Origin of the sequence: Bacillus sp. B25(2016b), assembly GCF_001679765.1 — a bacterium.
GTDB lineage: Bacteria > Bacillota > Bacilli > Bacillales > Bacillaceae_G > Bacillus_A > Bacillus_A thuringiensis_K.
This window is the reverse complement of the sequence record NZ_CP016285.1, coordinates 4,882,836-4,897,516: the sequence shown is the minus strand read 5'-3', so window position 1 is coordinate 4,897,516 and position 14,681 is coordinate 4,882,836. Positions and strand designations below refer to the sequence as shown.

Sequence of the window (14,681 nt, the reverse complement as noted above, 5' to 3'; positions counted from 1 at the left end):
TTGTGACCGAAAAAGGGGGAAGGAAACAATGATCGATTATGCATGGCTCATACCGCTTTTCCCACTCGTTTCGTTTTTGTTACTTATTATATTCGGGAAGAAAATTAGAGAAGGAAGCAGCGTACTTAGTATTTTTTTCGTCTTTCTCTCCTTCATACTTGCGGTACTTGTGTTAATAGAAAGGTTTTCAGAAGCAAGCGTGAAGCATAGGTGGGTGTGGCTTAGAGCTGGAGATGTGGATATATCATTCGGCTTTGAAGTGACTGCATTAGGAGCTTTAATGTTATTTATCGTTACGCTTGTGAGTCTGCTTGTACATGTGTATTCGAAAGGTTATATGAAAGGTGATGAACGATTACCAACCTTTTACGCATATTTAGGACTCTTTACATTTGCGATGTTAGGGCTTGTTATATCAACGAATTTATTACAGCTTTATATATTTTGGGAATTAGTTGGCCTTGGTTCATTTTTACTTATTGGTTTTTATTTCTTTAAAGAAGAAGCGAAGGCTGCTGCAAAAAAGGCTTTTATTATGACACGTATTGGTGATGTTGGTTTATTTATCGGGATGATTTTAATTTTTTGGTACGCAGGTAGTTTTGAATATGACGCAATATTTAGGGCGATTTATACAGGTGATCTACCTCCTTACATGATTACAATAACAGCGATATTAATTTTTATCGGGGCGATGGGGAAATCAGGTCAATTCCCGCTTCATACATGGTTGCCAGATGCAATGGAAGGGCCAACGCCCGTTTCGGCACTTATTCACGCAGCGACGATGGTCGCTGCTGGCGTATATTTAGTAGCAACGATGTTCCCTTTATTTTCAGCAAGTACAGTGGCGATGCAGACCGTGGCAATCGTTGGAGCTTTCACTGCAATCTTTGCGGCCTCTATCGGTCTTGTGCAAACAGATATAAAGAGGGTGCTTGCTTATTCGACAGTTAGCCAGCTCGGTTATATGATGCTTGCTTTAGGTTCTGCCGGCTATGTAGCTGGTATATTCCATTTAACGACACACGCTTTTTTTAAAGCACTACTATTTTTGGCAGCAGGAAGTGTAATTCATGCTGTGCATACGCAAAACATTAATAAAATGGGCGGTTTACAGAAGAAGATGAAAGTAACTGGTATGCTATTTTTAACAGGTACCCTCGCCATTAGCGGTGTTCCGCTGCTTTCCGGTTTTTTCAGCAAAGATGAAATTTTAGCGGCGACTTGGATGAATGGCAATTACGTTTTATTTACTTTAGCAGTAATTGCAGCGTTTTTAACAGCGTTTTATATGTTCCGTCTATACTTTCTTGTCTTTACCGGAGAAGCGAAGACGAAGGAAGAAGTGCATGAATCGCCTCGCGTTATGACGTATCCAATGCTTGTTCTCGGCGTTCTTGCGGTAGTGGCAGGATATATAAATACACCTTGGTTTGGGACGTTTCTCGGAGATTGGTTGACGAAAGATGTAGGGTTTAAGGTTGAAGAAGCGCATGGATCAGTTTGGATTATGATTGTTGCGACACTCGTTTCATTTGCGGGAATCGCTCTTGCATATTTCATATATGGCAAGAAATCAATTTCTAGAGATTGGGCTGGGGGTACGGAAACATCGCTTTATAATCTTTTGAAAGAAAAATATTATGTCGATGAACTATACAACATGACGGTGATCTCTATTACGAAAGGAATCACTCATGTGCTTCGCTTATTTGAAGTGTATGTAGTCGAAGGAATTGCAGTTTTAATTGGAAGTGTAGTTAAAGGCACAAGTAATCTTGGCTCGAAACTTCAAAACGGGAATGTACAAGTGTACGGTACTGTAACGGCGGTTTCGCTCGCTGTACTCGTCATTATTTTGCTCTATACGGGAGGGGATTTACGATGAATGATTTGTTGTTAACGTTCTTCATTTTTTCCCCGCTTTTAGGAATTTTATTGCTTGTATTAACACCGAAAAAGGAATTGCGTACAGTGCGAGCGCTTGGCTTATTTGGGACGGCACTTCCATTTGGAATCGCTATAGTCCTCGCTTGTACATATGCTTCTGGAAAGAATTTGTCACTATTTGATGAAAAGGTGAAATGGATTAAGTTCGGAGATTTAACAGCGGTGGATAAAAGGTGGTTTTCTATTTATTACGAGCTCGGTATTGATGGTTTGTCACTTGTCATGATGGTACTGACGGCTCTTCTAGCGATGCTTGCAGCAATTGCAGCCTTTTCTATTAAAAGAAATTTAAAAGCATTTTATATGTTGTTACTCATGCTAGAAATAGGAATGCTCGGTGTCTTTGCTGCTCAAAATTTAATGTTGTTTTTTATCTTCTTTGAAATTACGTTGCCACCAATGTTCTTATTAATTGGAAAGTGGGGAAAATTGTCGAGTGAAAAGGCTGCGTATAGTTATTTAATATATAACGGTATTGGCTCAGCTATTTTGCTCATTGTTTTCTCAATTTTGTTTGCGAAAACAGGTACAACAAATATTGTGGAGCTGAAAGAGATATTAAGAAGCGTAAACGCAGAGGGAGCACTCGTCATCCCAAGTAGTTTGCAGCTTAGTGTATTTATTGCCATAATGATTGCTTTTGCAATTAAACTACCTGTTTTTCCGTTGCACCGCTGGATGGTCAATGTACACATAGAAGCGCATCCAGCTGTAGTTATGCTTCACGCGGGTGTTTTGCTGAAGATTGGAGCGTACGGTATTATTCGCTTCGGGAAAGGGCTATTCCCGGAATATTTTCACGATATTGCAACGCTAATTGCTATATTAGGCGTAATCAATTTATTATACGGTGCCTTTTTAGCGCTCATCCAAACGGACTTTAGGAAAGTACTGGCTTACTCTAGTATTTCGCATATGGGAATTGTGTTAATGGGACTTGCTTCACTTAATGCACCTGGTACACAAGGAGCACTATTCCAAGTTGTATCACATGGTTTAATTGCAGCCTTGCTTTTCTTCCTACTCGGTGTTATAGAACAACGGTTTGGAACTTCGGATATTACGGTGCTAGGCGGACTTGCGAAAAGTGTACCGATACTTAGCGGATTCTTTTTAGCAGGAGGAATGGCTTCGCTTGGATTACCAGGGATGTCTGGGTTTGTTAGTGAATTTCTTGCCTTTCTCGGTTTATTTCAAGGAGAGCCCGTCATTGCTGCAGTCGGTGTGATTGGCATCATTTTAACCGCTGTATATGTATTAAGGGCGACACTTCAAGTGACATTTGGAAAGAAAGAGTGGGAAGCAAAATCTGATATACACGGATGGGAGTATGTCCCTGTTTTACTACTTATCTTTTGTATTATTGCAATTGGAGTTATGCCAGAGATACTAGGGGATCCGCTTCAAAATACATTGAAAACATTGGGGGTGAAATAGGATGGATATGAATACGTTACTTAGCTTATCGTGGTATCTAATGGTGCCAGAATTTATTATTCTCGGCACCGCCATCCTCCTTTCCATATGTGATTTGTTTTTTAAGCTGAACCATAGATATGTAGCTCTTGGTGCGATTGCTGCTATCGTATTAGCAATCGTGTCATTAATTACGCTATATAGCGAACCGGCAGGAGATATTTTAGATGGATCGTTTGTGTTAGATGGATTTTCAAAAGGGTTTAAAACATTGCTATTAGGTGCCTCAGCCCTCATTTTATGCACCGCAATGAGCGATGATAAGAAGAATCCAATTGAAGATAAGGGTGAATATTATTACTTATTTTTAATTGCACTTCTTGGTGCGATGTTCATGGCTTCTAGTGTTGATTTCATTACCCTTTTCGTTGGTTTGGAGTTACTTTCACTTTCTTCCTATATTTTAGTAGGAATACGAAAAAAGAGCCGTGCATCAAATGAAGCGGCAATGAAATACGTCATTAGCGGAGGAATTGGAACGGCGATTACGCTCTTCGGAATGAGTTATTTATACGGTATTACAGGTTCAACTAACATTGTAGATATGCAAAAGGTACTCACTGGGGAACTCGCTAGTGGTATTCAGTTATTGTTAGCTCTCGCATTTCTTTTATTGCTAGTTGGTCTCTCATTTAAAATTGCCACAGTGCCGTTTCATATGTGGGCACCTGATGTGTATGAAGGAGCGGCTACACCAGTTACTGCTTTTCTTGGAACGATTTCTAAAATTGCTGGTTTCCTACTCATTATTCGTTTGTTCCTTATGGTTTTTGCAAGTGTATTAATACAAGGAGATATGCAATCTTTATATGGGCATATGAGTATATATATTGCGGTGCTAGCAAGTATTACGATGATTGTTGGGAATGTAGTCGCGTTAAAACAATACAATATAAAGCGTTTATTTGCTTATTCGGGCATTGCTCATGCAGGGTATTTACTCGTTCCACTTGTGGCATTATCACCATTTACGATGGATAGCATGTGGTTTTATATGCTGGCATACATGCTTATGAATATAGGTGCATTTGCTATCATCCACGGCTTAATCTTACAAAATGATGAGGAAAATATAACGATTTTCACAGGTTTATATAAAAGGTCGCCATTTACAGCGATTATGATGACAATCTTTATTTTATCGTTGGCTGGGATACCAGGAACGGCTGGCTTCATTGGAAAGATTAATATCTTTTTAGGCGCGCTTCATGTAGAGCCAGCACATTACGTACTAGCTTCGATTATGATGGGTACGACGGTTGTTTCATTCGTATATTATTTCCGTATTTTACAACAAATGTTTTTCCGCACAGGAGAGACAGAAGAGAGAATACGGTTACCGTTAAATATAAAGGTTGTTATGAGTCTTTGTGCAATTTCGATTGTAATACTAGGGATTATGCCGATGATTGGGTACAATTTCTTTTATGAATATTTTCCATTAATGAAAGATTTCTTCTTCTTAGGGAACGTGGTACAATAGTGAAAATAAAAGGTGTGGAGTCAGTACTCTGCGCTTTTTATTTTGTGTTAACTTGTAATGTAGATATACGTTTTTGGAAAGAAAATCACGATGTAAAATGTAAGATGTCTATGTGCATTTGAAAAAGTGTAGCTCCTACTTATTATGGTATCGTTTTTATATTCTTTCATAAGTAGTAGCTGAGTAAAAAGGGGTCGATTTTTTGGCACAACTTTTAGGGCAACAAGCACTGATTGCCATTGTTTCGCATTTATTGTTTATTACCATTACGTGGTGGGCCTTACAAGGCATTCACATTGAGCGTTTAATGAAGTCCGGAAAAGTGCTGCAGACGCGAGTATTACTCATCTTAATTACAATTGCAATTGGGACATCTGTAAGTAACTTTTTCCTTGATTATTTAGGCTATTCGAAGAGTTTAACGTATTTAGTAAAGTAAGTGTATAGAACCTCAAATCTCCGTTAACAATGGGGATAGGAGGGGATGAAATTGAAGCTTAAAGCCATTCTTATTGTTGCACTTAGTGTTGTTTTATTTTTGGTTGGATATAGAGAGATGAAACCGATAAGCGATGAACAGAAAATGGAGAGCATGATCAAGGCTTTAGAGAAAAATGATGCTAAAGTAGAAAAATGGTCATGGTTAGCGAGAGAAACAAAAACAATTTCTAACATACATACGTTTCAAAAGTTGTTAAACGATGTGAAGGAAAAGGCAAATATTCAAAAGTGGGAGTTAGAGCAATCTCCAGATGGATATAAAGCTACATCCTATAAAAAGTTTGCTTCTCATGAAGAACGAGTAGTAGTAACTTGGAGTAAAGAAAATACTAAAGAAAACACTTTCATTATCTTTGAAGTGAGTGGGGCGAAATGGGACCCGAAGTATGTTCAAAACATGAATAAAATTTTTAGTGAAAAACCTATAATTTACACTTGTGTTCAAGGTGTACTGAATGATAAGATTGAAGGTGTTTTGCAAAATAAAACCAATCAGGTTTTGAAAGATCTTTCAGCAAGAGCGATCGAACAAGTAGAAGAAAGAGCATTTGTGTCAGTCTCCGCATACAATAAAAAGTGGGATGACGCTCTTTCAACAAATAGAGAGAAAATAAATGTGCAAATAGCAATACGTTCTACAGACAACAAAGATACAATTGTGGTTGGCACACCGATCATAACTTCTGAGTATTGAGTGAATAGATACTGAAAAAAGGACACGGAGGGGAATAATTTGGAAAAGATCATCGTCCGTGGCGGAAAGCGGTTAAACGGCACAGTGCGTGTTGAGGGCGCAAAAAATGCTGTATTACCTATAATCGCTGCAGCCCTATTAGCGAGTGATGGAAAGAATGTACTATCTGAAGTACCAGTTTTGTCTGATGTATACACAATTAATGAGGTATTACGTCATTTAAATGCTGAAGTCGTATTTGAAAATAATCAAGTAACAATCGATTCTTCTAAAGAACTAAACATTGAAGCACCATTTGAATATGTACGTAAAATGCGTGCATCTGTTCAAGTAATGGGACCATTATTAGCACGTAACGGTCGTGCTCGTATTGCACTTCCTGGTGGATGTGCAATTGGTTCACGTCCAATTGACCAACATTTAAAAGGCTTCGAAGCAATGGGAGCAAAAGTACAGGTTGGTAACGGTTTTGTTGAGGCATATGTTGAGGGAGAACTAAAAGGAGCTAAAATCTACTTAGACTTCCCAAGCGTAGGCGCGACAGAAAACATTATGTCTGCAGCTACATTAGCAAAAGGGACAACAATTCTTGAAAACGCAGCGAAAGAACCAGAAATCGTTGACTTAGCTAACTTCTTAAATGCGATGGGAGCGAAAGTACGCGGAGCTGGAACTGGAACGATTCGTATCGAAGGCGTTGATAAATTATATGGTGCAAACCACTCTATTATTCCTGACCGTATTGAAGCGGGAACATTCATGGTTGCAGCAGCAATTACTGGTGGAGACATCTTAATTGAAAATGCTGTACCTGAACATTTACGCTCAATTACAGCGAAAATGGAAGAAATGGGTGTTAAAATTATTGAGGAAAACGAAGGTGTACGTGTTATCGGCCCAGATAAGTTAAAAGCGGTTGATATTAAAACTATGCCTCACCCAGGTTTCCCAACAGACATGCAATCACAAATGATGGCATTATTACTACAAGCTGATGGAACAAGCATGATTACAGAAACGGTATTCGAAAACCGCTTTATGCACGTTGAAGAATTCCGTCGTATGAATGCTGATATTAAAATTGAAGGTCGTTCTGTTATTATGAACGGTCCAAACAGCTTACAAGGTGCTGAAGTAGCAGCAACTGATTTACGTGCTGCAGCTGCATTAATCTTAGCTGGTTTAGTATCAGAAGGTTATACTCGTGTAACTGAGTTAAAACATCTTGACCGTGGCTATGTAAACTTCCATAAGAAATTAGCTGCATTAGGTGCAACTATTGAACGTGTAAACGAAAAAGTAGAAGAAGTGAAAGAACAAGAAGTTTCTGATCTTCACGCTTAATTGAAATAGTCTCTATGTCTTTTGACATAGGGGCTATTTTTTTGGGTTATTACTGTTATAGTCAATAAATTCTGTACTTATGCAAGTACCAGTAAAAATATTTAGAAAATTTCTGTTTTATACTCTTCCCCTTAAGTATGTTCTAAAAGAAAGAGTTGTTCCATAAGAATGAATGGAGTAAAGCTTTTATATTGGGGGAAAATAGGATGAAATTTTCAAAGCCACTTTTTATTACAGTAGCGCTCTTAATAGCGCTCGTTATTATTGTACCTGCAGCCCTTGTTATTCCATTTGCGAAAGCAAAAGTAGGGGAAGAAACGGCCTCTAAAACTCCTCCAGCGATAGAAAGTATACCAGCTCCAGGAAAAGTAGATACAGCTGTTCAAGTTGCTGTATATCGTGAGAAACAAAAGAAGGTAGAATCATTACCTATGGAGGAGTATGTGACAGGTGTAGTAGCTTCTGAGATGAATGCCAGTTTTGAAATAGAGGCACTAAAGGCACAGGCATTAGCAGCAAGAACATTTGTAGTACAACGTATGCTAAGCGGAGGGAAGAAAAATAATGCGGACGTGACAGATACGGTGAAAGATCAAGTGTACAAAAGCAAAGATGAATTGAAGAAGCAATGGGGCAATAACTACGAAAATAATTTGAAGAAAATCGAAGAAGCCGTTTCGAAAACAGCAGGACAAGTTTTAACGTATGATGGAAAACCAATTTCAGCATCTTTCTTTTCAACGAGTAATGGTCGAACAGAAAATGCAGCTGACTATTGGGGAAATGATTATCCGTACTTGAAAAGTGTAGATAGTCCGTGGGATCAAGCCTCTCCAAAGTTTACGAGCGAGCAAACATTTACAGTAGCTGATTTTCAAAAACGTCTCGGTGTGAAAGTGCTAGCAGACGGGAAGATTGGAAATATTAAAGACCTTACGGAAGGAAAGCGCGTAAAGGATGTAGCTTTTCAAGGGAAAACATTAACAGGAAAAGAAGTTCGTGAAAAGTTAGATTTACGTTCGTCTGATTTCACGTGGAAACAACAGGGAGATAAAATCATCGTTACGACGAAAGGCTTCGGTCACGGCGTTGGTATGAGTCAATACGGGGCGAACGGCATGGCAGCGGAAGGAAAGAAATATACAGATATCGTCGCTCATTACTATAAAGGCGTTGAAATAAAGACGATGAATGATTATGAAGGAAAATTGATGGTGAAGAAATAGGTGTCAGAACTCTGGCATCTATTTTTTCTGTTTAAAATATCATAATTTTCCATTAACTGTTTGATATAATAGGATAAAAAGGCATTTGGGGGAAATGAAATGGCGTTACTAGAGTTGAAACAATTAGGGAAGACGAACCAGTTACCGGCAATTGAGCTAAAGGTTGAGAAAGGACAATGTATTGTTTTGCAATGCAATAATCATACAGCTAAAGTGTTACACCGCATTATTATTGGTGAAGAAGAAGCTTCGACTGGCAATGTACTGTTTGAAGGAGAAGTGATTGGAAAGAAAAATTATTCCCGCATCGGTTTTTGTTTTTTGAAAGATGAGGCATATGATCGTTTGAAGGTGAAAGAATACTTTAAGTTTTTAATAGGGCTTTATGAATCAAAGATAAGTATAGAAGAAGTTGTGCAGTCTGTTGGTCTCCTAGATAAGCTAAACGTTAAAATAGAAAAACTATCATTTTCAGAGAAGCGTCGTCTTCATATTGGACGAATGATGATTCATAACCCGGATTTAATCATTTTGGAAGAACCGGAGCAAAATGTAGATATAGAGAGTACGGTTATTATTCGAAAAGCAATTATGAAAATGAAAGAGCAAGGAAAGGCAATCTTTATTACGTCATCATTTCTATCGGATGCCCTTTCGTTAACAGAGGATGTATACATATTAAACAACGATGGTGTGAAAAAGATAGAAATTGAGCAAGAGGAAGTGGAAGAAGTCGGTGAAGAAAAAGTCATTCAAATGATTCCGCAAATGAAATTAGAAAGAATACCTGCGAAAGTGAACGATAAAATCATTTTACTTGATCCGATGGAAATCCATTTCATTGAAACGCAAAACGGAGTAACGCATATTCACGTTCGTGAAGGTGATTTCGTATGTGCCTTAACATTAAGTGAACTAGAAGCAAGATTAACAGGTTTTGGTTTCTTTAGATGTCACCGCTCTTATCTTGTGAATTTACAAAGAGTACGAGAAGTGATTACGTGGACTCGTAATAGTTTTAGTTTAATTTTGGATGACGAAAGAAAAAGTTCAATCCCGCTTTCGAAAGGACGCATGGATGAATTAAAAGGCGTGATTGGGCTATAAAAAGTGCTCCAATAAGCTTAACATGCGATTCATTCACCGGTAAAAATACTCCTTTTACCGGTATTTTACTGCGTAAACCCTTTGTTTTTCATATGATTGAGTCAAGAAAAGCGAAACAAACGAACGAAAAGCGCTAAAGCGACTTTCATCTATAAAGAAGAAAAACAAAGGGGATGAAGAAATGACATTGGCAATTGAAATGAAAGATGTAGTGAAAAGTTTCGATGGAAAAACGGCACTTCGAAATGTAAATATTGAGGTGAAGCGAGGAGAGATATTCGGATTCCTCGGACCGAGTGGATCTGGTAAGACGACAACAGTAAAAATTTTAACTTCTCAATTGCTTCATAGCATTGGAACGGTAAGAGTATTAGGGAAAGATATTACAGGACCAAGTAGCATCGATTACAAACGAATTGGTATTTTAACAGATAACAGCGGTTTATATGAGAGACTTAGCATTTATGATAACTTATTATTATTTTGTGACTTATATGATTGCAAAAAAGAACGAATCGATGAAGTACTAGCGCAAGTGAATCTATTAGATGATAAAAAAACACCAGTAAAAAAATTATCAAAGGGAATGAAGCAACGCGTCACACTAGCGAGAGCAATCCTTCATAAACCAGATATCCTCTTCTTAGACGAACCAACATCTGCACTTGATCCAGTAAACGTACAAAACATTCATAAAATCTTAAACGACTTAAATAAAGAAGGAACGACGATTTTCTTAACGACTCACAACATGGACGAAGCAGAAACGCTTTGTAACCGCATTGCCTTCCTGTGTGGCGGAGAGATTGTAGCACTTGATACACCGGAGAACCTTCGCTTACAATACGCGAAAGATCAAATACAAGTCGTGTTAAAGGATAAGAAGAAAGAAACAGTACAAAAAGATGAATTAGGTGCAAAACGTATTTCAGAATGGATGAACAAAGGAGAATTACTATCCATTCATTCACACGAACCAACTTTAGGCGATATCTTTATTGAAGTTACTGGGAGGGGATTATAATGACATTTTCAATGAGACGTGTATCAGCTATTTTTAGAAAAGAAGTACAAGATTTTAAGACAAATTCACAAGTGTTGTTAATGGCATTTTTACCAATTATACTTTCATTTTTGTTTAGCAGATTTGGAGTGGGAAAGGAAATGTTAGGCATTACTACTATAACGGCCTTCCTATTTGTCGCAGGCTTTGTTCAATCTATGATAATTGCAGAAGAAAAAGAAAAACATACATTACGTGTATTAATGCTATCACCGGCATCTTCGGTTGAAGTTCTAATTGGAAAAAGTATATTAACAGTATGTTTGACATTGGGCATTTGTATTGTGAACTTATTTATTTTGGATCAATTCAGTGGAAATCTATTATTGCTAGGATTTATTTTCTTATGTGGAACAATTCTATTTATTGTGATTGGAACAATGATTGGATTGTTAGCTGCATCTGTACCACAAACATCAATAATTGGAATGCCGATATTAATGACGATGTATTTGGCTGTACAGTTTGAGCCGATGGTTGAAAATAAAGTAATTAAGACGATGATTGGATATCTTCCAACATCTCATATTGTGAAAGCACTTAACAGTTTAGTAGGTGGGGCGGGATTTAGTAGTATTAGTGGGCATGTATTAAATGTTGCAGTTTGGCTTATTATATCGCTCTTTGTATGTTTAATCGTATATAAAAAGAAACAATTAGATTAAAAACTGAGCCAAAAGTGCTTAGTTTTTTCTTTTTTCTATCATTTCCTCGGAAATTTTGCAATTCTCATACATATCTTTACAGATTTTGTCGAAAAGTAATTAGTTATACGTTGTATAGGATACGTGAATATTGTTCAAAATGATTGCTGAGGTGATGATGGAATGCGAGGAAGAAATAATAAAAAGTCGCAAAAGGTAGTACATTTATTTCAAAAAAGATGGGTGTTTCCGGCACTATACATTGCTTGTGCAGCGGTAATCTTAATGGTTGCGCTATGGTTCCAAGGAGCTAATCCGAAGAAGACTCCAAACCACGATCAAGCAACACCGTATACACAATCGGAAGATCCAGCAGTACCAGTAACAAAATCTTCAGAAGTAGTGAAAATGCCAGCTGCCGCGAATGCGGAAGTAGTCGTACAGAAGAAATTCTATGAAGATGCAGCAACTGAGGCGGAACAAGAAAAAGCACTTGTCTTTTATAACAACACATATTCCCCAAACAAAGGAATTGACATTGCTGCGAAGAATGGAAAAGAATTCAATGTTGCTGCTGCTTTAAGTGGTACAGTAACGAAAGCTGAAAAAGATTCACTTCTTGGTTATGTTGTAACAGTTGATAGTGGAAATGGTGTAGCGGTATCTTATCAAAGCTTAGGCAGTGTGAAAGTAGAAAAAGGTGCAAGAGTTGCACAAGGTGAAGTATTAGGAACATCCGGTCTAAGTGCAATGAATAAAGAGGCAGGTTCTCACGTTCACTTTGAAGTACGTAAAGACAATGTGGCTGTGAACCCTGAACGTTACTTAAATAAATCAGTAACAGAAATTAAAGCTGATGCAGGTGCTGCAAAGGCAACGAACGCTTCTGGTAAAAAAGCTGATGACAAATCTCAAAAAGAAGAAAAGTCAACGAGCACGAAACCAGAAAGTAAAACAGAAGACAAATCTCAAAAAGAAGAGAAATCAACAAGCGGTTCAACTAGTGACAAAAAAGAAGAACCGAAGAAAGAAGAAAAATCAACAAATGGTTCTACAGAATCATCTAACGATTCTTCTTCACAAGAATAAGAAAGTGAAAAAATCAGTTCCCACTAGGGGAGCTGATTTTTTTATTTCCATATAAAAATACTCAATTTCGAGAAAAAAGTTGCAATAACAAGGAAAAATGACGAGATTCTCGAATATATATTACAAAAGGGAGGGGATACTGTGTCATTTTTATTTGTTCTGTCGACTGCTATTATTTTATTGTTTGTTTTATTCACTTTATATTATTATATTGCCGGTAAGAAAGAGGTTCCCCACCATCAATTATTAGAAGAAGAGTTTGAAAGAGAAGAATGACGCCTTATATATAAGGTGTCATTTTTTTTCACCAAAATAGTCACTGTTAACGTATTTCTCACAAAAAAATGTAATTTTTCTTAACTTAGTCCGCAAAAATAGTGAACATGTAGCATATATCAGTAGTGCGGGCAATACAATGATATAAACCAAAGCAAAGAGAGTGTTTGAGGTGAGAAATCGTGAATCATTTCATTATAAATCCAAGAATGTTTAACGCTTACAAACAGCACTCACACTTACTTCTTAGTCGTATGCAGCGAGGCTCATTTCACCCTTCTCACATCCAAATTAGGGAGGCGAGTGGTGTGCACGATTACATCAAAGAGAGAACTATCAAGATTGGTAAGTATATCGTGGAGACAAGAAAGACAGTGCGTGTCATTGCAAAGGAATTTGGGGTATCAAAGAGTACAGTTCATAAAGATTTAACAGAACGTCTACCAGAGATTAATCCAGAGCTCGCAAATGAAGTAAAAGAAATTCTTGATTATCATAAGTCTATTCGTCATTTAAGAGGTGGAGAAGCAACAAAACAAAAGTATAGAAAAGAAGATGTAGAGAAGCCTGTACGTCAATAATGTTACAGTAGCAAACATTCCGTTCACATTCGGTAATATTTTTCAGAAGAATTCTTTTTGCGAATATTACGTTTCTGTTAAATTTATGATAAAATCAGAAATTAGGTGAAAAGAATTCGGGTGTAACCTGATTTTGAATATCGAGGAGGAAAAAACGGGAATGTTTGCGCGAGATATCGGAATTGACCTAGGTACGGCTAATGTATTAATTCATGTTAAAGGTAAGGGTATTGTATTAAACGAGCCATCTGTTGTGGCAATTGATCGTAATAGTGGTAAAGTATTAGCAGTCGGTGAAGAAGCGAGAAGTATGGTGGGACGTACGCCTGGTAATATTGTAGCAATTCGTCCGCTTAAAGATGGTGTAATCGCAGACTTCGAAATTACAGAAGCAATGTTAAAGTATTTCATTAACAAATTGGACGTAAAGAGCTTCTTTTCAAAACCTCGTATTTTAATTTGTTGTCCAACAAATATTACATCAGTAGAACAAAAAGCAATTCGTGAAGCTGCTGAACGTTCAGGTGGTAAAACAGTATTTTTAGAAGAAGAACCAAAAGTAGCCGCAGTTGGTGCTGGTATGGAAATCTTCCAACCAAGCGGTAACATGGTTGTTGATATTGGTGGAGGTACAACAGATATCGCTGTACTATCTATGGGTGATATTGTTACCTCTTCCTCTATCAAAATGGCTGGCGATAAGTTTGATATGGAGATCTTAAACTATATTAAACGTAAGTATAAGCTATTAATTGGAGAACGTACTTCAGAAGATATTAAAATTAAAGTTGGTACAGTATTCCCAGGTGCACGTAGCGAAGAACTTGAAATTCGCGGACGTGACATGGTAACAGGCTTACCACGTACAATTACAGTATGCTCTGAAGAAATTACAGAAGCATTAAAAGAAAATGCAGCTGTTATTGTACAAGCTGCAAAAGGCGTATTAGAGCGCACACCACCAGAATTATCTGCAGATATCATCGACCGCGGTGTTATTCTAACAGGCGGTGGAGCTTTACTACACGGTATTGACATGCTTCTAGCAGAAGAACTAAAAGTACCGGTATTAATTGCTGAAAACCCAATGCACTGCGTTGCGGTTGGTACAGGTATTATGTTAGAGAATATCGACAGATTACCAAAGCGTGCTTTGAGATAATTTGAAAGAACTAAGGCTAATGCCTTAGTTCTTTTTTCGTTTTTATATTTTTTTATTTTGTTTTTTTGCGAAAATGGAAGGA

General features: G+C 37.5%; 14 protein-coding genes. All 14 read left to right on the top strand.

Features of this window, described 5'->3' with window-relative positions:
• The first annotated feature begins 28 nt into the window (after window positions 1-28).
• The 14 genes from nuoL to mreB all read left to right on the top strand — a co-directional run bounded on the left by nuoL (window position 29) and on the right by mreB (window position 14,599).
• Entirely contained in the window at window positions 29-1,891 is a 1,863-nt protein-coding gene (gene nuoL, locus BAQ53_RS25100) for an NADH-quinone oxidoreductase subunit L (RefSeq protein WP_061884788.1), read from the top strand.
• Window positions 1,888-3,390: an NADH-quinone oxidoreductase subunit M gene (locus BAQ53_RS25095; RefSeq protein ID WP_061884787.1), complete on the top strand. Its 1,503-nt coding sequence runs from the start codon at window positions 1,888-1,890 to the stop codon at window positions 3,388-3,390. Before nuoL ends, BAQ53_RS25095 begins: the two co-directional genes overlap by 4 nt.
• A gap of 7 nt (window positions 3,391-3,397) precedes the next feature.
• Complete coding sequence (gene nuoN, locus BAQ53_RS25090) at window positions 3,398-4,912, top strand: NADH-quinone oxidoreductase subunit NuoN (RefSeq protein WP_347876356.1); 1,515 nt, start codon at window positions 3,398-3,400, stop codon at window positions 4,910-4,912.
• Between the two features lie 202 nt (window positions 4,913-5,114).
• Window positions 5,115-5,351: a DUF1146 family protein gene (locus tag BAQ53_RS25085; RefSeq protein WP_000057889.1), complete on the top strand. Its 237-nt coding sequence runs from the start codon at window positions 5,115-5,117 to the stop codon at window positions 5,349-5,351.
• A gap of 51 nt (window positions 5,352-5,402) precedes the next feature.
• A complete protein-coding gene (locus tag BAQ53_RS25080; protein WP_000767914.1) occupies window positions 5,403-6,107 on the top strand; it encodes a YwmB family TATA-box binding protein in 705 nt (234 codons plus the stop codon).
• Window positions 6,108-6,146: 39 nt separating this feature from the next.
• Window positions 6,147-7,451: a UDP-N-acetylglucosamine 1-carboxyvinyltransferase gene (gene murA, locus BAQ53_RS25075; protein WP_000411274.1), complete on the top strand. Its 1,305-nt coding sequence runs from the start codon at window positions 6,147-6,149 to the stop codon at window positions 7,449-7,451.
• A 206-nt stretch (window positions 7,452-7,657) separates the two neighbouring features.
• Complete coding sequence (gene spoIID / locus BAQ53_RS25070; protein WP_000672650.1) at window positions 7,658-8,677, top strand: stage II sporulation protein D; 1,020 nt, start codon at window positions 7,658-7,660, stop codon at window positions 8,675-8,677.
• Between the two features lie 99 nt (window positions 8,678-8,776).
• On the top strand, window positions 8,777-9,784 hold the full coding sequence (locus tag BAQ53_RS25065) for a LytTR family transcriptional regulator DNA-binding domain-containing protein (protein WP_001185928.1): 1,008 nt from the start codon (window positions 8,777-8,779) through the stop codon (window positions 9,782-9,784).
• A gap of 181 nt (window positions 9,785-9,965) precedes the next feature.
• Window positions 9,966-10,808: an ABC transporter ATP-binding protein gene (locus tag BAQ53_RS25060; protein WP_208906383.1), complete on the top strand. Its 843-nt coding sequence runs from the start codon at window positions 9,966-9,968 to the stop codon at window positions 10,806-10,808.
• Window positions 10,808-11,512, top strand: coding sequence for an ABC transporter permease (locus BAQ53_RS25055; RefSeq protein WP_202822387.1), 705 nt, complete (start codon window positions 10,808-10,810; stop codon window positions 11,510-11,512). The genes BAQ53_RS25060 and BAQ53_RS25055 overlap by 1 nt, the downstream gene beginning before the upstream one ends.
• 162 nt (window positions 11,513-11,674) lie before the next feature.
• On the top strand, window positions 11,675-12,580 hold the full coding sequence (spoIIQ, locus tag BAQ53_RS25050) for a stage II sporulation protein SpoIIQ (protein WP_001214926.1): 906 nt from the start codon (window positions 11,675-11,677) through the stop codon (window positions 12,578-12,580).
• Between the two features lie 141 nt (window positions 12,581-12,721).
• Complete coding sequence (locus BAQ53_RS25045) at window positions 12,722-12,856, top strand: hypothetical protein (protein ID WP_000008901.1); 135 nt, start codon at window positions 12,722-12,724, stop codon at window positions 12,854-12,856.
• A gap of 308 nt (window positions 12,857-13,164) precedes the next feature.
• Window positions 13,165-13,437: a sporulation transcriptional regulator SpoIIID gene (gene spoIIID, locus BAQ53_RS25040; protein ID WP_000544012.1), complete on the top strand. Its 273-nt coding sequence runs from the start codon at window positions 13,165-13,167 to the stop codon at window positions 13,435-13,437.
• 160 nt (window positions 13,438-13,597) lie between these two features.
• Window positions 13,598-14,599 carry a rod shape-determining protein gene (gene mreB / locus BAQ53_RS25035; protein WP_000457978.1) on the top strand — a complete coding sequence of 334 codons (1,002 nt, stop codon included), beginning with the start codon at window positions 13,598-13,600 and terminating at the stop codon, window positions 14,597-14,599.
• Window positions 14,600-14,681: the final 82 nt, after the last annotated feature.

Excerpts from the sequence above, each read along its gene's own strand:
- nuoL (WP_061884788.1), top strand. The coding sequence starts at position 29 with ATGATCGATTATGCATGGCTCATACCGCTTTTCCCACTCGTTTCGTTT.
- spoIIQ (WP_001214926.1), top strand. The coding sequence starts at position 11,675 with ATGCGAGGAAGAAATAATAAAAAGTCGCAAAAGGTAGTACATTTATTT.
- BAQ53_RS25095 (WP_061884787.1), top strand. The coding sequence starts at position 1,888 with ATGAATGATTTGTTGTTAACGTTCTTCATTTTTTCCCCGCTTTTAGGA.
- BAQ53_RS25065 (WP_001185928.1), top strand. The coding sequence starts at position 8,777 with ATGGCGTTACTAGAGTTGAAACAATTAGGGAAGACGAACCAGTTACCG.
- BAQ53_RS25055 (WP_202822387.1), top strand. The coding sequence starts at position 10,808 with ATGACATTTTCAATGAGACGTGTATCAGCTATTTTTAGAAAAGAAGTA.
- BAQ53_RS25060 (WP_208906383.1), top strand. The coding sequence starts at position 9,966 with ATGACATTGGCAATTGAAATGAAAGATGTAGTGAAAAGTTTCGATGGA.
- mreB (WP_000457978.1), top strand. The coding sequence starts at position 13,598 with ATGTTTGCGCGAGATATCGGAATTGACCTAGGTACGGCTAATGTATTA.
- nuoN (WP_347876356.1), top strand. The coding sequence starts at position 3,398 with ATGAATACGTTACTTAGCTTATCGTGGTATCTAATGGTGCCAGAATTT.
- spoIID (WP_000672650.1), top strand. The coding sequence starts at position 7,658 with ATGAAATTTTCAAAGCCACTTTTTATTACAGTAGCGCTCTTAATAGCG.